Here is a 23,376-nt window from a genome sequence, read left to right as displayed (position 1 = left end):
CGCGCGCCGGCGACATGCAACGCCGCGGGCGCGCGAGCGTCTTTGATATATGTCAAACAAATCACGGAACGAAGCCACGCGCGGTTGCACTACAACGCTTGAGTTAAATCGTTAATACCACTGGTGATTTTCACAAATTTTGAACAATCCGCACTTCCTATACTGGGGATCCCAATGGCGAATCAGTCCGGCAATTTCCCCGAGCAACAGGAAGCGCGCCTTGCGCCGGTCAAGGCGCCGCCTCCGTTTCACCGCGCCGGACCATGTCCGGCGCGGCGGCGGGCCAGCGTCGCAGCGCTGCCCGCCATACCGGCGAATTCAAACTATTATCCATTTCTGGAGGAGCACAATTTGAAACCGACATACAACGTCAAGCTCGTCGTCCCCACCCTGTTGGCCGGTCTTCTGGTCGGCATGCTGGCCGGCTGCAGCGGCGGCGGCGACAGCGGCGCCGCGGTCAGCGCCGCGCCGGGCAACCGCGTCGCCATGGGCGGCCCGGCGGCCACCAGCTATACAAGCGTGAAATGGGCCGGCGGCGGCTACGTCACCGGCCTCACCTACCATCCGACGACCGCGGGCCTCATGTACGCTCGCACCGACATCGGCGGCGCCTACCGCTGGAATAATTCCAACGGGTCGTGGACGCCCATCACCGACGGTATCGGTTTCACCGCGGGCGAGAGCCGGTACCATGGCGTCGAAAGCATCGGCCTCGATCCGACCAACGACCAGCGCGTGTACCTGGTCACCGGCATGTATACGAAGGATGGCGGCGGCAACCCGGCAAACGGCCGTATCTATGCCTCCAGCAACCGCGGCGCCACGTGGACGCACTACGACCTGCCTTTCCCGGTGGGTGGCAATGAAGGCGGCCGGGCCATCGGCGAACGCCTGAAGCTCGATCCCACCAATCCATCGACGATGTTCTACGCCTCGCGCACGGCCGGCCTGTGGAAGAGCACGAACTCGGGTCAGACGTGGACCCAGACGGGTCTGTCGAGCACGGTGCTCACGGGCGCCCAGATCCAGGCTATCGGCGCCGTGAAGGGCGTCGAGCAGATCATGTTCGACAACTCGAACGTGGGTGGCGGCGCGACGACCTGGATCATGTATGCCGCCGTCGCACCGGACTACGCCCAGGTGGCGGGCCTGACCTCGACCCTGTACAAGTCCGTCAACGGCGGCTTTTCGTGGACGCCGGTGTCGGTCCCGTCGACCGTGTCCGGCTATTATGTCCCGCACATGGTGCGTACCAGCGACGGCGCTTACTACGTGGTATTCAACAAGAACGGCGGCGAGGGCGCCGGCGGTCCCGGCTACCTCTACAAGTTCGGTGGCGTGAGCGGCAACGAGTCCTGGACCCAGCTCTCCAGCATCACGACCGGCGGCGGCTACGGCGGTGTGTCCGTGACCGGCACCGGCTCGACGGCCCGTATCGCGCTGGCCGTGACCGGCACCTGGAGCTCCGCCGGCCCTGTCGTCCAGCTGTCCGACAACGGCGGCGGCACCTGGCGCGAAATCGCGGGCGGCATGGTGCATTGGGGCGGACAGTTCTGGGGCTGGATCGACGACATCGAGATCGATCCAGCCAACCCCGACCACATCATGCACGTCACCGGCGGCGGCGTCTGGGAAACCTGGAACGCGTCGTCGGCCACGCCGAGCTGGGACTTCCCGAACAACAACCTCGAGGAGACCGCCACCCTGGCCATCGTCACGCCGCCGGCCGGCGCGCCGTACAAGTTCGTCAACAGCGCGGGCGACATCGGGACATGGGTCCAGACGGACCTCGCGACGACGCCGACCAGGGGCCCCACCTCCGACTGGAGCAATGGCAACTACGCCGACGTGTTGTGGTCCGATCCGACTTACATCGTCGGTTCCGGCGTCAACCACGGAACCTCAGCCACCTTGGGCTTCTGGTCCGGCAACGCCGGTAGCTCGTGGTCGAACTTCGCGACCCTGCCCGCGGGCGCGGCGGCGAACCATTCCGCCAATGGGAGTATCGTGACCACGTCCCGCAACAACGTGATCTGGGCGCCGTCCAATTCGGTGCCATCCTACACCACGAACAATGGCGCGAGCTGGACCGCGACCAACCTGCCGGCGCCGGCCGCCCCCGGCTGGGATAACGGCTATCACCTGGTAGTCGACCGGAAGAATCCGAACAAGGTCTATGCCTACGATTCGGGTGGCGCGTTCTGGGGGCCGGCGGGCAAGGTCTACGTCTCGACCAATGGCGGCCACAACTTCACGCTGAGCCAGGGCTCGGTGTCGGCGAACCTGGCCCCCAACGCCTTTGGTCTCACGTCGATGGTGGTCAACCCCAACGTCGAGGGCGACATCTGGCTGACCGACGGCGACACCGTGTACCACTCGACCAATTCGGGCGCGAGCTGGACCAAGCTGAACGGCTTCGCGTCGATCGCGGGCACCAGCATGACGGAGAAAGTGCAGGGGGCCAGCACCATCGCCCTGGGCAAGGCGCAGACCGGCGCTCCGTACTCGGCCGCGCTCTACGTCGTGGGTACGAGGAATGGCGTGTGGGGCATCTACCAATCCGACGATGGCGGCGCGACCTGGTCGCGCTTCAACGATGATGCCCACCAGTACGGCGGCATCGGCGTGATGGCGGGCGACTGGAACACCTATGGGCGCATCTACTTCAGTGGTACCGGTCGCGGTCTGATCTATACCAACTGAGTGACACGTCCCTGACGCAGCCAATGACCGCCGCGGCACCGGAAACGGGCCGCGGCGGTTTTTTTCTTGAACAGGGTGGGCGCGTCAGCGGCGTGTGCGGCGTGTACCGCTCCGATGATAACGGCGCCACCTGGTCGCGCTTCAACGATGATGCCCGCCAGTTCGGCGGTATCGGCGCCATGGCGGCCGACTGGAACAGCTACGGACGGATCCACGTCCCCTGATATCTAGGCGTGTATGGCCAGACCGGAACCATTCGCGGCTGGCTTGCGCTTGGAAATCAGATAAGCGTCGGCGCCGGCGTAGACTTTCCGGTATCGCAGGTAGCCGGCTATTTCCCAGTCTTCCCGGCCCTCGGTCGGCATGCGCGGGATGGCGCCGGTTTTGATGTATTCGCGGGCGGCCAGCGTTTGGTCGGGTGTGAGCCCGCTACTCTTCGGCGCTCCGGTCTCGTCATGGGTAGGAGCCGACTCGAAATCCCTCAATCGCTTGCCCCAGGATTCCAGCTTCTTCAACATGCCGGGTTCATTATCCGGGTCGCTCAGGGAAAGCTTGAACCAGGCGCGCGAATCGTGGACGTATTCGTCGAAGAAATGCACTGCCGCGTCCGGCAGAGGGCTGGCGGTTTTCCACCAGCTAGCTATCTCCTTCCATTCGTTTTCCTTTTGGTTGCGGAATCCGGGCTCCTGGTGGACAAGCCTGTCGTCCAGTTTCCCTGTTTTCATCCATGCCTCGAATTCCTTGATCTCCTCGTCAAGCTCGAGGTAGGCGCTGTGCAGATCGTTCTTGTCGAAGTTGGTGGCGCGCTTGAAGCTCGCGCTGGTGTCCACTCCCGCCTTGCCGGATACCCGCCTGGCCCGGTGGTAGAGGATGCGAAGCCTGGTCTGCTCGCGCATGATTTCCGTTAAGGAGCCCTCCTTCGCTTCGCACAGCGCGAGATAGGCGTTCAAGGCGTCGATCACGGCGGGCGTGACCGCGAAACGCTTCTTGACCACATCACTGGCGAGTTCCAGCTTCAGCGGCACACCCGCCAGGCGCGCCGCCCTGTACATGTGAATCAAGGGGATGCGCGCCAACATATCCGCGCCATCGGGGTCGATGCCGCGTCCCTGCTCTGTGGGGCAGTAGCCCGAGCCTATGTCCGAGTGGACGCCGGGGACGACGATTTCTTCGCACGCCGAGGGGAGGATGCCCTTGACGGAGGCGGAGTCGAGGGGAAAGCTGCGCCGTATCTCATGGGCCGCGACGAGGTGCATGCACGGAAGGCCTTCCGGGACTCGGAGGTTTTCCTCCGAGTCCGCCCAGGCGCCGTGGCCGTCGAAGATCCGGCCCCAAAAGGTATTGCCGAAGCTATTGCCCGCGCCCACCGACGCGACGGTGTCGAAAATGCCGAGGAAATCGAACTGCACGGGAAAACCACCCAGCGTCATGCCGGACTTGCCGCACAGCTCGGCGTCCAGTTGGCACAGCGACATCAGCCAGTTGGTGAACGCCCTGGCCTGCGTGGCGCCGCGCGAGAAGCCGAAGGTGGAGACGTGGATGGTTTTGACGATCCCCGGATCCAGTTTCGCCGGCTTGCCGTTCTGGGCGGGCCAATGCTGCGACACGGCCTTGTGCAGCCTTTTCAGCAGACCGGCCAGCAGATGATGCGTCGTTTCGTTTTGCGCGTCGTTGGGGCCGGGCGTTTCCCTGCGGCGGTTGAGCGGCATTTGACGCCGATGCCATTTGCTCAGGTCCATCCGGTGCGCGAGCGAACCGGCTTCCGTCGAATCGACCAGTGGCTGCTTCATGAAATAGCGATGCACGTTGTTTATCGCCTGCATGAGTGCCCAGGCGATCCTGGCCTGGCCGCCACGTCCCGTGCCCGCGCCAAGGGCGAGCTTGATCCCTTCGCCGTTGTCGCCCACTTCCTTGAAGGGGGACGCGACGCCGGGTATATAGGTCTTGAAGAAATGCGTGTAGCGTTCCGGGTTGTACTGCCAGTCGGTCGTGGCGGGCAATACGCCCGCGACACTTAGCCCGGGGAAGCAATCATAGAGCCGCGCGACGTTCGAGTGGTTCTTGCCTGGTTCGGCCTGGACGTAGTTGTTCTTCGTGCCGTCGAAGAAGAAGCCGAAGAACAGGTTGGTGGTGCAAGAGGCTCCAGGAACGCCAAGTGGCGGCTGTTCCATCTCTTCGCGCTTACGAAATCCCTGGCGCTCCAAGTCCGAAAAAAGGACTTCGCGAACGTCAGCCGCGCCATAGCTCGCTGGTATGTGAGAAATCAGCTGAGCCGTCATTGCTGGCTTTCCCTCAGTCTTAGAGCCTTGTTTTCGCTCGCCTGCAAGGACTGCTCATATTCTTTCTGCAGCCAATCCCTGAATTTGGGATCCGACGGGCCGCTGAAACTGGTCAAATCCAGAGGACTATACTTGCGCCTCAGTTCCCACGATAGTGCCGTGCTTTTGGCTGGGTCTTGCTGCAAATCGCTGAGCAATCGCTTGACGGACTTCACATCAGATTCCGCCAACTCCAGATACAACGCATGCCGCTCTCGCCGATACTCCAGCGAAGGAACCGGCCACCCCTTGACCTCCCCCGGCCATTTCTCGTGATCCGGCTGGTAGTCGCTGGAGACGATTTTCACCGTGCCGTCCGGCTGGCGCAGCACCCACAACTCGCCGGGCTTGCCGTCGGCGTACTCCGGCACTTCCACGACGTGGGTCTGGGCCACTTCCGGTAACTTACCGTCCGGCTCCTTGGGCAGCCAGTGCCGCGAGTTCACTTGAATCTTGATGCCCGGCCGCCACTGCCTGGGCAGCTCGTAGCAGCACTGGGTGCCGCCTGCGGCGAAGCGGTCGACCAGCTCGCCGCCAATGCGGTTCTTTTTATCGTTCGGGTCCTCAAGGGAATAACTGAAGGTCTGGTTGCTGTAATTGACGCCGTGCACGCTGACGGAGACGGTGGACTTCGCCCAGCCCACGACCGCCGGCGTCACGAGCAGGCACAGCAGCAAAGGCTGGGCGAAGCGTAGCAGTGGAGAGTTTGCTTGCATGTTGCAATGTCGAAGAGATTAAGTTTGTGGCAACTTTACTCTACTCAACAACACGCCGTCGCCCGATTGACCGTTCAGGGCGCCAGGAAGTCCGCCAGCGTGAGCGCCACGATCTTGGTGGCCTTGCGCAGGTCTTCCAGCGCGAGACGCTCGTCGGCCTTCTTGGCGTTCGATTCCGGCACGGTGCGCGGACCGGCGCCGTACAGAACGGCCGGGATGCCCCGCTCGCCGTACAGGCGCGCGTCGGCGTACAGCGGCGTGCCGACGGCCGGGATGTCCTCGCCCAGGATGGCCTTGGCGTTCTTCTGGATGTGGCCCACCAGCGTCTCGCTGCCCGGCTGCGGACGCAGCGCGTGCGACAGCAGCAGGCGCTTGATGTCGATGCTGATGCCCTCCACGCCGCGCACCGCGTCCTCGATCAGCGCGCGCACCTGGGCCTCCACCGCCACCGGGTCCTCTTCCGGAATCATGCGGCGGTCCATTTTCATGACGACCTTGCCGGGAACGACATTGGTGTTGGTGCCCCCATCGATGCGGCCCACCAGCATGGTCGGGCTGTCGATGCCGGGCACCTTCGATTTGATTTTCTTCAGTTCCGGCAGTTGGCCGTAGAGCGCGTTCAGTATCCGGGTTGCGGCCTGCAGCGCGTCGTGCCCCGTTTCCGGCATGGCGCCGTGGCCGGACTTGCCGTGCACGGTGATCTCGAACTGCAGGCAGGCGTTGTGCGCGGTGACGATGTTGTAGCTGAAGCCGGCCGCGATGACGTAGTCCGGCCTGGTGAGCTTTTGCTCGAGCAGCCAGCCGGGACCCAGCAGGCCGCCGAATTCCTCGTCGTAGGTGAAGTGCAGTTCCAGCTTGCCCTTCAGCGGCACGCCCAGCGCCTCCAGCGCGCGCACGGCGAAGATGTAGGTGGCGAAGTCGCACTTGGAGACGGCGGCGGCGCGGCCGTAGATGTAGCCGTCGTCGATCACGCCGCCGTACGGCGGATAGGTCCAGTTGTCGCCCGGCGGCACCACGTCGCCGTGCGCGTTGAGCGCGACGGTCGGGCCGCCCTCGGCGTACGGGCGGCGGATGATCAGGTTGGTGATCGTCTCCATGCCGTAGTCGCGCACCACCTGTTCCGGCACCGCGTGCTTCTCGGCGGTCCAGCCGTAGGCCAGCACGGCGTCGGCGACCATGTCCGCGTGCGGCGCGTTGTTGCCGGGCGGGGTGTCGGTCGGCACCCGCAGCACTTGCTGCAGGAAGGCCACTTCCTCGTCGAAGTGGGCGTCGATCCACTGGATCAGTTGTTCTTCACGGCTCATTGTTACTCCTTATTTGGCGCCGGCTTCAAACCATGCGCCCAGCTGGGCGCGTTCCGCGTCGGTCATGTTGGTGAGGTTCCCGATCGGCATGGACTTGAGCTGCACCGCCTGTTTGTAGATCTTTTCCGCGTTCCGGCGTATCTGCGCCTCGCTGTCGAGCATCACGCCGGCCGGCGCGGTGGCGAAGCCCGGCTGCGTGGGCGCGGCCGCGTGGCAGCTGGCGCAGCGCTGCGCGACGATGGCCTGCACCTTGGCGAATTGCGCGGCCGGATCGGCCGCCGCGCCGGACGCCGCCGGCCGCGCCGGCGCGATCCACACGGCCACCGCCAGCAGCAGCGCCACGCCGATCGCCGGATAGCGCCATTCCACGCGCTCCTTGTGGCGCAGGTTGAAGAAGTGGCGGATGAACACGCCGGCCGCCATGATGGCCGCCAGCACCAGCCAGGCCTGCTCGTGGCGGTAGGTCATCGCGTAATGGTTGCTGATCATGATGAACAGCACCGGCAAGGTGAAGTAGTTGTTGTGCACGCTGCGCTGCTTGGCGCGCTGGCCGTGCAGCGGGTCCGGCAGGCCGCCGGCCTTCATCGCGTCCACCATCTTGCGCTGGCCGGGAATGATCAGCATCAGCACATTGGCCACCATGATGGTGCCTATCATCGCGCCCACGTGGATGTAGGCCGCGCGGCCGCTGAGGAAGCGCGTCAGCACCCAGGCCGACAGCGTCAACAAAGCGAAGATGACGACGCCGAACGCCAGGTCGTGCTTGCCCAGCGGGGAACGGCACAGCAGGTCGTACACGGTCCAGCCGACCACCAGCGAACCGATGCCCAAGGCGATGGCCTGCGCGCTGGTGAGGTCGGCCACGTCCTTGTCGACCATCATGGCCTGGGCGTTGAAGTAGTAGGCGATGGTCAGCAGCGCGAAGCCGGAAAGCCAGGTGCTGTAGGCTTCCCATTTGAACCAGTGCAGTTCGGCCGGCAGCTGCGCCGGCGCCACCAGGTATTTTTGCGGGTTGTAGAAGCCGCCGCCGTGCACCGCCCACAGCTCGCCGGACACGCCTTTTTTCGCCAGCTCGGAGCCGGCCGCCGGCGGGCGGATGGAGTTGTCCAGCCAGACGAAGTAGAACGAGGCGCCTATCCATGCGATACCGGTGATGATGTGCAGCCAGCGAACGACGAGGTTCAGCCATTCAAGGCCGTACGGGATCAGGTAGGCGAAAACATCCATGGGGTCCTCGAAAATGGATTAGCGGCAATTTACAGACGATAGACGGTTTTCGTCCCACCATCATGAAATATATCGTATATTTAACATATTCGATTCGATATATGGGGTACGCCATGTCCAGCCTGCCGAAAAACCTCGATCTCCATCTGATCCGCATCCTGTACCTGCTGCTGGTGGAGAAGAACGTGTCGCGTGTCGCGCTCAAACTGAACCAGCCCCAGCCATCGATCTCGGCCTCGCTGCGCAAGCTGCGCGAACTGACGGGCGACCCGCTGCTGGTGCGCGGCGCGCGTGGCATGGTGCCCACGCAGCACGGCGAAAGCCTGCTGAAACCGGCCAAGCGCATCCTGGACGAAACGGAGAACCTGTTCATCAAGAAGACGCCGTTCGTGCCGCAGGAGGAAGCGCGCACCTTCAACATCGCCGCGCCGGACTACCTGGACACGCAGTTCCTGCCCAACGTGGTGTGCCTGCTGCGGCGCGGCTCGCCGATGAGCCGCATCGTCATCCACAGCCTGGGGCCGGGCATCGACTACGTGCGCCTGCTGTCGGACGGCGACATGGACCTGGTGATCGCCAACTGGGAGGAGCCGCCCGAGCACCTGCACATGTCCAAGCTGTTCGAGGACCCCATCGTGTGCGCGATGAACGCCAACAGCCCGTATGCGCGCCGCACCGAGAGCGACGCGATGACGGTGGAGGACTACCTGTCCCTGCCCCACGTGGCGCCGTCGCAGCTGCTGCCCGGCTACCACGGCGTGGTGGACGCCTTCCTGGAGCGCCAGGGCCTGCGCCGCAACGTGGCGGTGGAGTCGGCGTATTTCGGGCTGATCCCCTACATGGTCACGCAGTCGGACCTGGTGTTGACCACCGGCCGCCAGTTCCTGCGCTTCCACGAGAAGTCGCTGCCGCTGAAGACCTACACCGTGCCGATCAAGTTCCCGCCGCTGCGCTTCTACCAGCTGTGGCACGAGCGGGTGCACTCGGCGCCGGAGCACAAGTGGCTGCGCGACCAGGTCAGCGCCGCCGCCAAGGCCTTGCTGCCGAAGTAAGTCAGTACTGAGGTATAAAGGTCATAGCAAGTAGCATATAGCCCGCTTAAAGCGGCGGATATATCATCGAAGCTCCAAGGATGGATATAACTATGACTACACTCTCCGAACTCAATACCTGCGACGTCACTACTTTCGCCGAGCGCCTGCACGGCATTTACGAACATTCGCCATGGATCCCGCAGCGCGCCGCCGCGAAGCGGCCGTTTGCCAGCGTCACCGCGCTGAAGCAGGCATTGCAGGCGGAAGTCACCAACGCCACCGAGGACGAACAACTGGGCCTGATCCGCGCCCACCCGGAGTTGGCCGGCAAGGCCGCCATCGCCGGCGAGCTGACCGCGGAATCGACCAATGAACAGGCCAAGTCCGGCCTGAACCAGTGCAGCGCCGAGGAATTCGCCACGCTGCAGAAGCTGAACGCCGACTACAACGCGAAGTTCGGCTTCCCCTTCATCCTGGCCGTGAAAGGCCCGACCGGCAACGGTCTGACGCGCCAGCAGATCATCGCCACCTTCACCCGCCGTTCGCGCAACCAGCGCAACGACGAGCTGCACGAGTGCCTGCGCCAGATCCACCGCATCGCCGAAATGCGCATCAACGACCTGACCGGCGTGAGGATGGACTTCGGTCCGGCCATCATGCAATGGTCCGAGGAACTGGCGCAATGGAGCGACGACGAGCAGGGCCTGACCTGCGCCTACATGACCGACGCGCACCGCAAGTCGGCCGCGCAGCTGGCCGAGTGGATGGGCGCCGCCGGCATGGAGGTGCGCATCGACGACGTGGGCAACGTGGTGGGCCGCTACCGCTCCAACGCGGCGGGCGCCAAGACCCTCATCACCGGCTCGCACTACGACACCGTGCGCAATGGCGGCAAGTACGACGGCCGCCTGGGCATCCTGCTGCCGATCGCCATCGTCAAGCACCTCAATGAAAACGGCGAGAAGCTGCCGTTCGACTTCGAGATCATCGGCTTCGCAGAAGAGGAAGGCGTGCGTTTCCGCAGCACCTTCCTGGGCAGCAACGCCGTCACCGGCCGCTTCGACCTGGGCCTGCTGGACCAGGTGGACGCGGACGGCGTGACCATGCGCGCCGCGCTGGGCGGGGCGGGCCACAACGTCGCCAACATCCCTTCCATCGCGCGCGATCCGGCCAATGTGCTGGCTTTCGTGGAGGTGCACATCGAACAGGGTCCGGTGCTGGTCGGCAAAGGCCTGCCGCTGGGCGTGGTGACCGCGATCGCGGGCAGCTCGCGCTACCTGGTGGAACTGCGCGGCCTCGCCAGCCACGCCGGCACCACGCCGATGACCATGCGCAAGGACGCGGCGGCGGCGGCGGCGGAGATCGTGCTGCTGGTGGAGCGGCGTTGCGCGGGCATCGAGGCGCTGGTGGGCACCGTCGGGCAGCTGCAGGTGCCGAATGGCTCGGTCAACGTGATTCCGGGGGCGTGCAAGCTGTCGCTGGACATCCGCGCGGCGGACGACGAGGTGCGCAAGTCGGCGGTGAAGGATGTGCTGGATGGGATCGCGGCGATTTGCGAGCGCCGCTTCATCGAGTTCAAGCTGGAGAAAGTGGTGGAGGCGGCGGCCGCGCCGTGCGCGCCTTGGCTGATGGACCAGCTGGGGGCGGCGGTCGAGCGCACTGGCCTGCCGCGCTTCGATTTGCTGTCCGGCGCGGGGCACGACGCGATGGCGATGGCGGCGATGACCGATGTGGCCATGCTGTTCACGCGTTGCGGCAATGGAGGGATCAGCCACAATCCGCTGGAGACCATGACCGCGGATGACGCGGAACTGGGCGCGCAGGCGTTGCTGGACTTCCTGCGCAATTTCAAGGCGAAGGCCTAAGGCGGGTCAAGGCTGGCGCGCCGCCTAACCGGTACCTGGCCCGCGTGCCGCGGACCAGGCACTTGACGCGCCCTCTTCCCGCCTCCCTCCTTATGCCGCTTGCGGCGTCTCCCTCGTGTAGCTGCGCGTGGCGTCGACCAGGCTGCGGGTATAGGGGTGCGTGGCGCCGCCTTCGCTCAGCACCTTGCTGCCCAGGGTGTCGACTATCCTCCCCTGCTGCATCACCGCCACCCGGTCGCACAGGTGCGCGACCACGCCCAGGTCGTGCGTGACCATGATGTAGGTCAGCCCTTCCAGCGCGCGCAGTTTCTGCAGCAGGTTGAGTATCTCCGCCTGCACCGACACGTCCAGCGCGGAGGTCGGCTCGTCCAGCAGCAGGATGCGCGGCTCCAGTATCAGCGCCCGCGCGATCGCCACCCGCTGCCGCTGCCCGCCGGACATCTGATGCGGATAGCGGAAGCGGAAGCTGTCGTTCAATCCCACCTTCTCCAGCATCTCCCCCACGCGCGCGTCGATGTCGTCCATCCGGTGGATCTTGAGCGGCTCGGACAGCGCGGTGTCCACCGTGTGCCTCGGATGCAGGGAGCCATACGGGTCCTGGAACACCATCTGCATCAGGCGGCAGCGCTCGCGGTCCAGCTTCTTGCCCAGCGGCTGCCCGGCGATGCTCATGCGCCCGTCCCAGTGGTGGTACAGCCCGGCCAGGCAGCGCAGCACCGTGCTCTTGCCCGAACCCGATTCGCCCACCAGCCCGAACGCCTCCCCCTCGCCGACCGAGAATGCCACCTCGTTCAGCACCTTGTTGTATTGCTTGCCGCTGCCGAACGACAGTTCCAGTCCTTCTACCGTGATCATCGTCAGTTTCCTATTGAGTGAGCCAGAGCGGATCGCGCCGCAGCACCGGCAGCACCGGGCGGCGCTTGTCCATGCTGGGCAAGGCGGCCAGCAGGCCTTGCGTGTACGGGTGCCGGGCGTTCTCCAGGTCCGCCGCCGCGATGGACTCCACCACCCGCCCCGCGTACATCACCAGCACGCGGTCGCAGAAGCTGCGCACCAGGTTCAGGTCGTGGCTGATGAAGATCAGGCCCAGGTTGCGCTCCTCCACCAACTCGTCCAGCACCGATAGCACCTGCGAGCGCACCGAGACGTCCAGCGCCGATGTCGGCTCGTCGGCGATCACCACCTCCGGATTCGGGATCAGCATCATCGCGATCATGATGCGCTGCCCCATGCCACCGGAGATCTCGTGCGGATACAGCTCGTACACGCGCTGCGGGTCGCGGATGCGCACCCGCTCCAGCATGGCGATCACCCGTTGGCGCACGTCCGCGCGCGGCACCTTGTGATGCACCAGCACCGCCTCGGCGATCTGGTCGCCCACCCGCATCACCGGGTTCAGCGAATACTTCGGATCCTGCATGATCATCGACATCCGCTGCCCGCGTATCGCGCGCATCTCCCGCTCGCCGGCCTTCAGCAGGTCCGTCGAGCCGAAACGCAGCACTTTGGCGTCGATCCGGGCGCTGGCCGGGTGCAGCTTGAGCAACGTGCGCCCCACCGTCGACTTGCCGGAGCCGGATTCGCCGACGATGGCCAGCTTCTCCCGTCCCAGCTTGAAGGACACGCCGCGCACCGCGTCCACCATCCCGTCGCGGGTGGCGAAGCGCACGCTCAAGTCTTCCACTTCAAGTTTTGTAATAGTCATCCCGATTCCTCATCAGCTGCGTGGATCGAACACGTCGCGCAGGCCGTCGCCCAGCAGGTTGAAGGCCAGGCTCACCACCATGATGGCGGCGCCGGGCATGGCCACCAGCCACCAGCACTCCATCATGTAGCGGCGGCCCGCCGAGATCATCGCGCCCCACTCGGCCGACGGCGGTTGCGCGCCCAGCCCCAGGAAGCCCAGGCCGGCGGCGGTGAGGATGATGCCGGCCATGTTCATGGTCAGCCGCACCAGCACCGAGGACAGGCACAGCGGCGCGATGTGCCGCACCAGGATGCGCAGCGGCGAGGCGCCCTGCAACTGCACCGCCGCCACGAAGTCCGCCTTGCGCAGCGAGCGCGTCTCGGCGCGCGCCAGGCGGGCGATCGGCGGCCAGGCGGTGAGCGCGATGGCGATCACCGCGTGCTCCAGCCCAGGCCCGAGCGCGGCCACGAAGGCCAGCGCCAGCACCAGGCTGGGGAAGGAGATGAAGATGTCGGTGATGCGCATGAACACCGCGTCCACCCAGCCGCCGAAGTAGCCGGAGGCGGTGCCCACCGCCAGCCCCACCGGGCCGACCACGATGGTGACCAGGCCGACGATGTAAAGCGTGGTGCGGGCGCCGTACACCAGGCGGCTGAAGGTGTCGCGGCCGTATTCGTCGGTGCCGAACCAGTGCGCGGCGCCGGGCGGCTGCAGGGTGGCGGCCAGGTCCTGGCGCAGCGGGTCGTGCGTGGCGATCCACGGCGCGCCGCAAGCCACGGCGATCAGCAGCAGCACCACGATCATGCCCACCAGCGTCATGGGATTGAGCAGCAGGTGGTGCAGCGCGCGCCGCAGCGACTGGCGCAGCGCGGAGCCGGCGGTGGCGGGCGCGCCGGCCGCCTTGGCGGGCACGGGCGGCGGAACGGCGTCCTGCGGCTCGGGAGCGGCGCCGGGGTGGCCGGGTACAGCGGGCATGGTAGGTGTCAGCATCAGTGCATCCGTGGGTCGAAGACTTGGTACAGGGCGTCGGAGACGAGGTTGAGCGAGACGAAGATGACGCCGACCAGGAGCACGCATCCCATCACCGAGTTCATGTCGCCCAGCAGCAGGCTGTTGGTCAGGTACTGGCCGAAGCCGGGCCAGGCGAACACGGTCTCGATCAGCACCGCGCCCTCCAGCAGGCCGCCGTACGCCAGCGCGACGATGGTGAGCAGCTGCACCAGGATGTTGCGGAAGGCGTGGCGCCAGATCACGCTGGCCTCCGACAAGCCCTTCACGCGCGCCGTGAGGATGTATTCCTGCGACAACTGCGCCAGCATGAAGCTGCGCGTCATGCGGCTGATGTAGGCCATCGAGTGCAGGCCGAGAATGCAGGCCGGCAGCGCGATGTGCTTGACGCTGTTGGTGAACGCGTCCCAGTCGCCGGCCAGCAGCGTGTCGATCAGCAGCAGGCCGGTGACGGAGGGGATGGTGCCGTCGTAGGCCAGCGCGATGCGCCCCGATCCGCCGGCCCAGCCCAGCCAGGCGTAGAACACCAGCAGGCCCATCATCGCGAACCAGAACACCGGCGTGGAATGGCCTGCCAGGCTGATGACGCGCACCACGTGGTCGCCCAGGCGGCCGCGCCGGCTGGCGGCGAACACGCCCAGCGGCACGCCCGCCAGCACGCCCAGCACGATGGCCAGCGTGGCCAGTTCGACGGTGGCCGGGAACACGCGGACGATGTCGGCGCTGACGGCGTTCCCGGTCAGCAGCGAGGTGCCCAGGTTGCCCTGCGCCAGCTCGCCCAGGTAGCGGCCGAACTGCACCCACAGCGGCTGGTCCAGTCCCAGCCGCGCGGCGGCCTCCTGGTAGGTGGAGGCGTCGGCGTCGGGGCCGACGATGGACAGCACCGGGTCGATCGGCATCACGCGGCCGACGAAGAAGGTCAGCACCAATAGGCCCAGCAGCGTGACCAGTGTACTCAGCAGGCGCGAGCGCATGGCGCCGGCGCGTGCCCAAAAAGCTTTCATCGCATGTCTCCGTTCTTTTCTTGTTTTAATCCTTGTACACGCCGCGCAGGTGCGTGGTGGCGGACGGGTGGCCCACGTAGCCGTGCACCCGCTTGCTCAGCACCACCGTCTCCAGCATCTGCGAGATCGGCTGGATGGCGCCCACCTCGGCGTCGTACAGCTGCTGCACCTGGCGGTACATGGCGGTCTGCGCCAGCGGGTCGCGCTCGCGCACCGCCTGTTCGATCAGCCGGTTGATCTCCGGGCTGTGGAAGGACGTGCGCCAGCCCTGGAAGTTGGTCAGCTTGGCGGCGTCCCGGTTGTCCGGGTTGTACACCAGCGCGCGCAGGTTGGCGTGCGGATGCGGCTCCACCCCGCCGCCGCCGCGCCCCACCACGATCTCGAATTTGCGGTCGCGCATGGCGCCGTACACCTGGTTGCCGGTGCCCGATTGCACGCTGGCCTGGATGCCGGCCAGCGCCAGCGTGGCCTGCAGCGCGGTGGCGATGTTGATCATGGGCGGATCGGACAGCACCTTGATGTTGGTGCTGAAGCCGTTCGGGTAGCCGGCGGCGGCCAGCAGCTTCTTCGCCGCGGCGACATCGAGCCGGTAGCCGGGATCGGGCAGCGTCGCCGCCAAGCCTATCATCACCGGGCGCTGGTGGGCCACGCCGTAGTGCGGCATGATGGCCTTGTTGATGCCCTCGTAGTCGATCAGGCTGCGCAGCGCCAGGCGCACGCGCTTGTCCGCGAATTTCGGGTCCTTCATGCTCACGGCCACGTAGTACGAGGTGCCGCGCAGCACCGGCTGCACCTCGACGGCGGCGTCGTGCTTGAGCGCCTCGATGTCGGGACCGGCCATGCCGGCCGCCAGGTCGACGTCGCCGCGCGAGATCATGAAGCGCAGCGACAGCGATTCCGGCACGTGGCGCATCACCACGCGGCGCAGCTTGGCCGGACCGCGCCAGTAGCCGTCGTGCCGGTCCAGCAGCATGGCGTCCTTGGCGCGCCATTCGGTCAACGCGTACGGGCCGGAGCCGGCGGCGTGAGTGAGCAGCCAGGCCGCCCCCATGTCGCCGTTCTTCTCGTGCGCCATCACCGCCTGGCGGTCCAGGATGGCGGCGCTGACCGAGGTGCCCAGCGTGTACAGCACCATTTTCGGATCGGTGGGCTCGGGCAGCGCGATGCGCAGGGTGCGCTCGTCCACCGCCTGGATCAGCCGCTGCGCGTTGGCTGCGCTGAAGCCGTAGCTTTTCCACGGCGAGGCCATGGCCAGGTTCAGCTTGAGCACCCGGTGCAGCGACCAGGCCGCGTCGGCGGCGGTCAGCGGCCGGCCGGACTGGAAGCGCACGCCCTCGCGCAGGGTCAGGGTCAGGCTGCCGTTGTCCGGCGCGATCTCCCAGCGCTCGGCCAGCGCCGGCTTCACCTGGCTCAGGTCGTGCGGGTCGAGTTCGACCAGGTAGTCGTACAGGTTGGCCACCACACCCAGCACGTCGTTGCCGGTGGCGCCGGCCGGATCGAGCGACAGCAGGTTGTTCATGTTCATGCCGATCACCAGCTGGTCGCGCGGGGTGGCCGCCGGCGCCGGCGCGGCGGACAGCGCCAGCGCGGCGGCGAGTGCCGCGGCCCGCATGATCGGCTTGCAGGTCTTGAAAGCGCTCATGCCCGGGCCTAGTAGGATTCCACGGTGCTGGCCGCGATGTAGTCGAAATCGATGTCCTCGCCCAGGCCGGGCTGCTGCGACAGGTGCACGAAGCCGTCGGCGTCCATGGCGTCCGGCAGGCTGCGCAGGTAGGCCGGCGGCACGTCGTAGTCCAGGAAGGGATGCAGCAAGCCGCGCTCGTACCACTCGCAATTCTTGATCGCGGCGGTCACCGCCAGGTTGGCCGCGCCGTTGCCGTGCACCTCGCAGTTCATGCCGAAGGCGTCCGCCAGCGCCGCCACCTTCATGGTCGGCGTGATGCCGCCCACGCCCGGCACGCCGGCGCGCAGGATGTCGCAGGCGCCCGCCTGCACCCAGTCGGCGCGGCTGTGGTGCTTGCCCGAGATGGACTCGGGGCCGACGATGGGGATGTCGAGCTGGTTGGCCAGCCAGGAGTAGGACGCGATGCTTTGTTCGTTCATCATTTCCTCGAACCACGCGAAGTTGAGCCGCTCCAGCGCCCGGCCTATGGTGAGCGCGTCGCCGCGGCTGTACCAATGATACCCGTCCAGCATCAGCGCGATGTCCGGGCCGACCGCCTCGCGCACCGCCGCGCAAGCCTTGATGTCCATGGCCACGCTGGGCGCGAAGGACACCGGCGGCATCCAGGTGTGCAGCTTGATGGCCTTGTAGCCGCGTTCCACCAGCTTCACCGCGAAGGCCGCGTATTCGTCCGGCGTGGACAGGCCGCCTTTCAGCTCGTCGCCGCACATGGTGCTGCCGTAGGCCGGCACCTTGTCGCGGTAGGCGCCCAGCAGCTTGTACACCGGGGTGTCGAGCGCGCGGCCCGCCAAGTCCCACAGCGCCTGCTCGATGACGGCCAGCGCGCGGTCGGTCAGCTGGCCGGCGCTGCCGCGCTGCCAGTGCACCAGGTCCTGCCACAGGCGTTCGCGGTCGAACGGGTCCTGGCCGATCAGCACCTTGCGGGCGAAGGCCTCCAGCACGTGCGGGCGCACCACCTCCGTGGGGCCGAAGGCGTGGCCTTTGCTGCCGTCGTCGGCGGTGATGGTGACCATGGCCATGGTGGCGCGCTTCTCCGGCCCGGGGTGCGAATGTCCCGCGCTATCGACGCTGCGGCTGGTCAGATAGTGGAAGACGGTTCCTTGTACTCGTTCGATTTTCATATGCTGTCTCGGATGGTGTCGAAAAAAAAGGACGGGCGCGCGCCTCTGTACCGCGCCTCTCGCGGCGCGCCCGTCAAAAGGCCGGGGCCGGCCCTAAAACTCGTGGTTTAAAACTCGTAACTCATGCGGGCGTTGAACGCGCGCCCAATCGGGCTGGCGATGTTGTTCGCGTAGGCCGTCGAATTGGAATTGGTGATGGGCGGCTCCACGTCAAACAGGTTGCTCACGCCCAGCGTCAGGTTGATGTGCTTGAAGCCCTTGTACGCCACCGTCATGTTCCACACCGAGTACGGCTCGATGTCGCGGAAGTACTGCGGCAGCACGTTGTTCAGGTCGTGGTAGCCGGTGTTGTAGTTCTGGGTCAGCTGCGAGAACCAGTCGCCCTTGGCCCACGACAGGCGCAGCGTGTGCTTCCAGCGGAAGGTGTAGGTCGGGCTGGCGCTGACGTTGCCGGAACCGACGGAGCCGAAGCGGCCCAGGTTGGAGATCCAGGCGCCGTCCTTCTCGTTCTGGTTCTCGAACTGGTTGACGTAGGTGCCGTCCAGGCCGATCTTGAAGTCGCCGGCCGGGTTGCGCGGGAAGCCGTAGCTGAAGCCCACGTCCACGCCGCTGGTGCGCAGGTCGCCCAGGTTCATCACGGTGTTCTTCACATAGGCCAGCGAGCCGTCCGCGTTGCGCACGAACAGGTCGGCGTACTTGGCGGGGTTGGTGAAGATGGCGTTCTGCGGCAGCTGGCCGATGCTGTTGCGGAAGTGGATGTTGTAGTAATCCAGCGACAGCATCATGTTGCGCATCGGTTCCAGCACCACGCCCAAGGTCAGGCTGCGCGACTTCTCCGGCAGCACGTCCGGATTGCTGCCCTGCTGCACCGGCAGGAAGGCGTTGCAGACGATGAGCGGATTGGCGCCGGGGATGGCCTTGCCGCTGCCGGCCAGGCCCGCAGTGCCGGGGCACAACGTCGGGTCGTCCCAGCGGCTGGTGGTCAGCGCGGTGGCGCCGGGCAGGCGGTAGCCGTAACGGTCGAACAAGGTCGGCGCGCGGAAGCCGGTGCTGGCCGAGCCGCGGAACATCAGCGTCTTGGTCGGCTGGTAGCGGAAGCTGGCTTTCGGATTGACGGTGTTGCCGAAATCAGAATAGCTGTCGGCGCGCGCGGCCACGTTGAAGTCCAGCTCCGAGGTCACCGGCAGGTCGGCCTCGATGAACATGGCGCTGATGTTCCTGCTGCCGGAGGCGTAGCTGGGCAGGCGGTTCTGGTACGGCACGTTGATCACGCCGTCGAGCGCGCGGTCCTCGTTGGCGTCGTGGTGGAACTCGGCGCCGGTGGCCAGCGTCAGCGGACCGCCGCTCAGCTTCATCAGCTCGCGCGTGAAGGTCATGTCGACACCGGTGTACAGATTGGTGGTGTGGCGGATCTGGCCGCCGTCCGCCGAGATGCTCTTCAGGTAGGCCAGGCCGGCCTCGTTCTGCGTGCCGAAGGGGTTCAGGATGCCGTTGCGCACGCCGGCCTGCAACTGCGGGCCGTTCAGGTAGCCCTGGCGGAAGAAGGAATCGCGCTCGCCGGCGCCGTACACGAAGCCCAGGCGGTAGTCCCAGTCTGCGATGCGGCCCTCGTCGGCCACCACCAGGCGCGTGGCTTTCTGCATGTCGCGGGCGATCGCCGGCCCCAGTTCGGCCACGCTCCAGGACACGTTCAGCGTGGAGCCGTTCAGGCCCGCCATGGCGGGCACGCCGGCGCTGCCGCCCGGGTAGTACGGGCTGCTCGGCGTGATCTGCGCCACCGCGCCGTTGAAGCCCACCGTGGTGGTGGGCGCGCGCTGGGTGGTGATGTGCTCGCGGGCGTGCAGCAGCTCGGCGGTGATCAGGTGGTCCTCGGACAGTTTCAGGCTGCCCTTGGTGAAGAAGGTGGTCTGCGAGTTGCCCGGCAGCGCCAGCACGTAGTAATTGGCGTTCTGGATGCAGGTGTTGCGCAGCGCCGGCGAGGAGTACGGCGGCTTGCAGCCGGCCGCGTAGTACGGGTTGCCGGTGATGCCGGTGCTGGGCGAGAACACGTTGGCCGGCTGCGAGTAGCTGCCGGTGGCGGCGCGCGGCGCGATGCCCAGTTCCGCCAGCCGCTCGGGGCTGGTCAGCTCGGGACGGTCGGACGCCTCCAGCGCGCTGCGCTTGTGGGTGTCCACCGTGGCGTAGACGTTCCAGCCGTCCGCCTCCAGGTCGCCGATGCCGCCGAGGATGCTCAGGCGGTGTTCGCGGCCGCCGCCGGAGGCCTGCGGCACCACCGCCTGCCCCGTGACGTTCAAGCCCTTGTAGGTGCGCTTGGTGATGAAGTTGACCACGCCGCCGATGGCGTCGGTGCCGTAGGTGGACGAGGCGCCGTCGCGCAGGACCTCGACCCGGTTCAGGGCGCTCATCGGAATCATGTCGACGTTGACGAAGCCGTTGCTGAGCGGCTCGTTCACCATGCGGCGGCCGTTGAGCAGCACCAGCGTGCGGTTGATGCCGATGCCGCGCATGTTCATGTTGGTGCCGGCGCCGGCCGACGAGGGCACGTTGGTGGACGCCACCGGCATCGAGGTGACGACGTCGGCCACCGTGGTCAGCGCGGAGTTGACGAAATCGTCGGCCTTGACGGTGGTGACGGGCAGCGCCATCTCGGCGGCGACGCGCTTGATGGTGGAACCGGTGACCTCGACCTTCTGAATGGGCGCGGCGGCGGCCTGGTCGGCGGCCTGCTGCGCGGCCGCCTGTCCGGCCAGGCTCAGGACGGCCAGCGCGATCGATGTCCGGGCCAGCCGGTGGAATGCGGGGATGCGGTGATGCATGGTGGTCTCCTCCATGGTGTAAGAATTCTTATAGACGTCGGCGGAGGATCTGGCGCGGTGGCCGCGCTGTCCTTTCTGTGTCGCTCTGACGCTTGTTTTTTACCGGCCCCAAGTCATCGGTCGTCTGACAACTTGGAAGCAAGTATAATCATGGCTTTTGGAAAACGCAACCTGTGTTTTGAGATCGAAGCCATCCATGGATTCCAGCCGCCCCACCATTCCCCCAGCAAAATCGCGCTCGCTCGCGCACGGCGTCGTCAGCTACGTCGCGGACCTGATCAAGGAAGGCCGCATCGCGCCCGGCGAGAAAGTGCCATCCGAGGCGGAGATCATCCGCGCGCTGGGCGTGAGCCGCTCGGTGGTGCGGGAGGCGATCTCGCACATGCAGGCGGCCGGCATGGTCGAGACGCGGCAAGGCGTGGGCACCTTCGTGCTGGCGCGCGCGCAACAGACCATGGGCCTGGAGACGCGCGGCGACATGAGCAAGGAGGACGTGCTGTCCCTGCTGGAACTGAGGATCAGCCTGGAGACCGAGGCCGCCGGCCTGGCCGCCAACCGGCGCAACGAGGCGCAGCTGCAGCGCATACGCGCGGCGCTGGACGCCTTCCTGGCGCGCTGCGAAACCGCGCTGGAGACGGCGACGGCGGACACGCAATTCCACCTGTCGATCGCCCAGGCGGCCGGCAACCACTATCTGCAGGACGTGCTTGGCCACATCAACAAGGAACTGCTGCCGCGCGCGCGGCAGACCTCCGCGCACATCCCGCGGGACGCGCCGGAGGTCTACATCGACCGCGTGCGGCGCGAGCACGAGGACATCTACAGCGCCATCGCGCGCCAGGACGCCGAATCGGCGCGCGCCGCCATGCGCACCCACCTCAGCAACAGCCGCGAGCGCCTGCGCCGCGCGCACGAGCTGTACGAAGCCGCTAAAAACCGCTGACACCGCAGGGACCCCGTTCGCGCGCGAAGATGCCATTTTTTCTCATCAGCCTATCAGACGTCTGACAGGTGAAGAGCAAAAAAAGACGACGCGAGCGCCGTCTCAAAGGGAAAAAACCCCGGAAAAATACCCCAGGGGTATTTAAAAATTACCGGTAAGTAACACTATTGGCCTCGCCCAGCCATTCCAGGTGGGCGTAGTTGTTGAGGTAGTTGAGGCTGGTCTTGCCGGGGCGGTGTTGCAGTTTGGTCACGGAGCAGTTGGCGATGGACCAGTTCAACTCCAGCGACTTTTGCGCCGGCAAGTCCAGCAGGTGCTTGCAGATCGCCGAGATCACGCCGCCGGAGGTGAACACGATGGTGGAGTCCCCCGGCTCCGCGCTGGCCGCGACCCGCTCCAGCGCGCCGACGCAGCGCTCCTGGAAGCCGCTCCAGGACTCCGTGTAATCGTGATCCAGCTCGCCGCCCATCCAACGCTGCATCCCCGCGACGAAGGTGTGCTCGAAGGCGCGCTTGGGCTCCGGATGATTGGCCACGTAGGCCTTGAACCGCACCGGGTCGGCGAACTCCGGGCAATGCTTGACCAGCACTTCCACATGGTCGAACTCCGCGAATCCCGGGTCGGTGATCCATTCCGTGTCCGCCAGCAGCGCGCGCGGGAGTTCGCTGAAGCAGGTGTCCGCCGTCTGCCGGTGGCGCACCATGCCGCCGCAGACCACGCGGTTGAAGGTTTGCCGGCTGTTGGCGAACCACTGCCCCAGCAAGCGGGCCTGCTCGAAACCCAGGGTCGAAAGGTGGTCGTAATTGGCCGCGCCGAACGAGGCCTGACCGTGGCGTACCAGGTAAATTTGTCCCATCGCGAACTCCCTAGGTGCTGAAAAGATAAGTCAGCTTAGCGCCCGCGGTAGAATTCATCAAATGAATACTTTTAATTGGTCCGCATAAGTTTGGTGCATATACTTTCATGCATATATCCAAGGTCGACCTCAACCTGTTCGTCGTGTTCGACGCCATCTACGCCGAGGGCGGCCTCACGCGCGCGAGCCAGCGGCTGAACCTCACGCAGCCCGCCGTCAGCCACGCGCTGGCGCGCCTGCGCCACCTGCTGAACGACCCGCTGTTCGAGCGCCAGGGCCACACCATGGTGCCCACGCCGCTGGCGCGCAACATCATCGAACAGGTGCGCAACTCGCTGCGCGGCTTCGAGCTGACGGTGACCGGTACCGAGCGCTTCGACCCCGCCACCAGCGAGCGCACCTTCACGCTGGCCATGCGCGACGTGGTCGAGCCCAACATCCTGCCGCCACTGATGGCCGCCATCGCCGCCGCCGCGCCCTCGGTGGGCCTGAACGCGCTGCGCATGGGGCGCAACGAGCTGGAGGCCGAACTGGCCGCCGGCACGGTGGACGCGGCCATCGACGTGCTGCTGCCGCTGTCCGACCATATCCGCACGCTGCGCCTGCCGGCCGACAGCACGGTGGTGCTGGCGCGGCGCGGCCATCCGCACGTGCAGGAGGCGATGGACCTGGACCTGTATTTGAGCCAGCAGCATATCCAGGTCAGTTCGCGCCGCGCGGGGCCCAGCCTGGAGGACGTGGAATTGGGGCAGCGCGGGCTGCAGCGGCGCATCCGCATGCGCTGCCAGCACTACTTCACCGCGTGCAGCGTGGTGAGCCAGACCGACCTGCTGCTGACGATGCCGGAGCGTTACGGGCGCGTGCTGAACCAGCAGTTCGGGCACCAGATCCTGCCGCTGCCGCTGCAACTGCCGGCCATCAGCAACCACCTGTACTGGCACACCAACGTGGACCACGACCTCGCCAACCGCTGGCTGCGCGAACAGATCGCGCGAGTGATCAGCGAGTTGCCGGCGTAGTCGCAGGCGTGGTTGCGCGGGCCACGGCACGGGTGGAGCGTAGCGGAATGGCGCGGGCGCCACGCCGCCCT

At 66.2% G+C, this 23,376-nt stretch carries 18 protein-coding genes; 6 read left to right on the top strand and 12 right to left on the bottom strand.

What is annotated here, in order from left to right; translation table 11 throughout:
- The first annotated feature begins 351 nt into the window (after positions 1-351).
- Entirely contained in the window at positions 352-2,703 is a 2,352-nt protein-coding gene (locus BM436_RS02045; RefSeq protein ID WP_307663913.1) for a dockerin, read from the top strand.
- A gap of 23 nt (positions 2,704-2,726) precedes the next feature.
- A complete protein-coding gene (locus BM436_RS02040; protein ID WP_093552920.1) occupies positions 2,727-2,927 on the top strand; it encodes a hypothetical protein in 201 nt (66 codons plus the stop codon).
- A 3-nt stretch (positions 2,928-2,930) separates the two neighbouring features.
- Here the strand turns inward: BM436_RS02040 and BM436_RS02035 are convergent, their stop codons facing one another.
- The 4 genes from BM436_RS02035 to BM436_RS02020 form a co-directional block, all read right to left on the bottom strand.
- Complete coding sequence (locus tag BM436_RS02035) at positions 2,931-4,982, bottom strand: phospholipase effector Tle1 domain-containing protein (protein WP_093552918.1); 2,052 nt, start codon at positions 4,980-4,982, stop codon at positions 2,931-2,933.
- Positions 4,979-5,737 (bottom strand): DUF3304 domain-containing protein, encoded by a 759-nt coding sequence (locus tag BM436_RS02030; protein ID WP_093552916.1) that lies wholly within the window; start codon positions 5,735-5,737, stop codon positions 4,979-4,981. Before BM436_RS02030 ends, BM436_RS02035 begins: the two co-directional genes overlap by 4 nt.
- Positions 5,738-5,811: 74 nt before the next feature.
- Positions 5,812-7,041, bottom strand: coding sequence for a M20/M25/M40 family metallo-hydrolase (locus BM436_RS02025; RefSeq protein WP_093552915.1), 1,230 nt, complete (start codon positions 7,039-7,041; stop codon positions 5,812-5,814).
- Between the two features lie 9 nt (positions 7,042-7,050).
- Positions 7,051-8,268, bottom strand: coding sequence for a urate hydroxylase PuuD (locus tag BM436_RS02020; protein WP_093552913.1), 1,218 nt, complete (start codon positions 8,266-8,268; stop codon positions 7,051-7,053).
- A gap of 113 nt (positions 8,269-8,381) precedes the next feature.
- On the opposite strand from BM436_RS02020, the gene BM436_RS02015 reads away from it, so the two are divergent.
- Entirely contained in the window at positions 8,382-9,320 is a 939-nt protein-coding gene (locus BM436_RS02015; protein WP_093553028.1) for a LysR substrate-binding domain-containing protein, read from the top strand.
- 92 nt (positions 9,321-9,412) lie between these two features.
- A complete protein-coding gene (locus tag BM436_RS02010) occupies positions 9,413-11,167 on the top strand; it encodes an allantoate amidohydrolase (protein ID WP_093552911.1) in 1,755 nt (584 codons plus the stop codon).
- Between the two features lie 90 nt (positions 11,168-11,257).
- On the opposite strand, the gene BM436_RS02005 is transcribed toward BM436_RS02010, so the two are convergent.
- From BM436_RS02005 to BM436_RS01975, 7 genes are all read right to left on the bottom strand, one after another.
- The gene (locus BM436_RS02005) at positions 11,258-12,022 is read right to left on the bottom strand and encodes an ABC transporter ATP-binding protein (RefSeq protein WP_218164797.1); all 765 of its coding nucleotides are present in this window, start codon (positions 12,020-12,022) and stop codon (positions 11,258-11,260) included.
- Between the two features lie 10 nt (positions 12,023-12,032).
- The gene (locus tag BM436_RS02000; RefSeq protein WP_093552907.1) at positions 12,033-12,872 is read right to left on the bottom strand and encodes an ABC transporter ATP-binding protein; all 840 of its coding nucleotides are present in this window, start codon (positions 12,870-12,872) and stop codon (positions 12,033-12,035) included.
- A 12-nt stretch (positions 12,873-12,884) separates the two neighbouring features.
- On the bottom strand, positions 12,885-13,844 hold the full coding sequence (locus BM436_RS01995) for an ABC transporter permease (protein ID WP_229488769.1): 960 nt from the start codon (positions 13,842-13,844) through the stop codon (positions 12,885-12,887).
- Complete coding sequence (locus tag BM436_RS01990) at positions 13,844-14,896, bottom strand: ABC transporter permease (RefSeq protein ID WP_371859617.1); 1,053 nt, start codon at positions 14,894-14,896, stop codon at positions 13,844-13,846. The genes BM436_RS01995 and BM436_RS01990 overlap by 1 nt, the downstream gene beginning before the upstream one ends.
- Complete coding sequence (locus BM436_RS01985; protein ID WP_218164796.1) at positions 14,892-16,508, bottom strand: ABC transporter substrate-binding protein; 1,617 nt, start codon at positions 16,506-16,508, stop codon at positions 14,892-14,894. Before BM436_RS01985 ends, BM436_RS01990 begins: the two co-directional genes overlap by 5 nt.
- Positions 16,509-16,516: 8 nt before the next feature.
- The gene (locus BM436_RS01980) at positions 16,517-17,671 is read right to left on the bottom strand and encodes a mandelate racemase family protein (protein ID WP_093552901.1); all 1,155 of its coding nucleotides are present in this window, start codon (positions 17,669-17,671) and stop codon (positions 16,517-16,519) included.
- 107 nt (positions 17,672-17,778) lie between these two features.
- Positions 17,779-20,487 carry a TonB-dependent receptor plug domain-containing protein gene (locus BM436_RS01975; protein WP_229488761.1) on the bottom strand — a complete coding sequence of 903 codons (2,709 nt, stop codon included), beginning with the start codon at positions 20,485-20,487 and terminating at the stop codon, positions 17,779-17,781.
- Between the two features lie 196 nt (positions 20,488-20,683).
- Here BM436_RS01975 and BM436_RS01970 point away from each other — a divergent pair, with 196 nt between their 5' ends.
- The gene (locus tag BM436_RS01970; RefSeq protein WP_093552897.1) at positions 20,684-21,430 is read left to right on the top strand and encodes a FadR/GntR family transcriptional regulator; all 747 of its coding nucleotides are present in this window, start codon (positions 20,684-20,686) and stop codon (positions 21,428-21,430) included.
- 148 nt (positions 21,431-21,578) lie between these two features.
- Here the strand turns inward: BM436_RS01970 and BM436_RS01965 are convergent, their stop codons facing one another.
- Complete coding sequence (locus tag BM436_RS01965; protein WP_093552895.1) at positions 21,579-22,286, bottom strand: histidine phosphatase family protein; 708 nt, start codon at positions 22,284-22,286, stop codon at positions 21,579-21,581.
- A gap of 107 nt (positions 22,287-22,393) precedes the next feature.
- On the opposite strand from BM436_RS01965, the gene BM436_RS01960 reads away from it, so the two are divergent.
- A complete protein-coding gene (locus BM436_RS01960; protein ID WP_093552893.1) occupies positions 22,394-23,305 on the top strand; it encodes a LysR family transcriptional regulator in 912 nt (303 codons plus the stop codon).
- Positions 23,306-23,376 lie beyond the last annotated feature (71 nt).

It is taken from the genome of Pseudoduganella namucuonensis, assembly GCF_900116645.1.
Taxonomy (GTDB): domain Bacteria; phylum Pseudomonadota; class Gammaproteobacteria; order Burkholderiales; family Burkholderiaceae_D; genus Rugamonas; species Rugamonas namucuonensis.
Note: the sequence above shows the minus strand (reverse complement) of the source record. Positions and strands in the feature narration are given on the sequence as shown.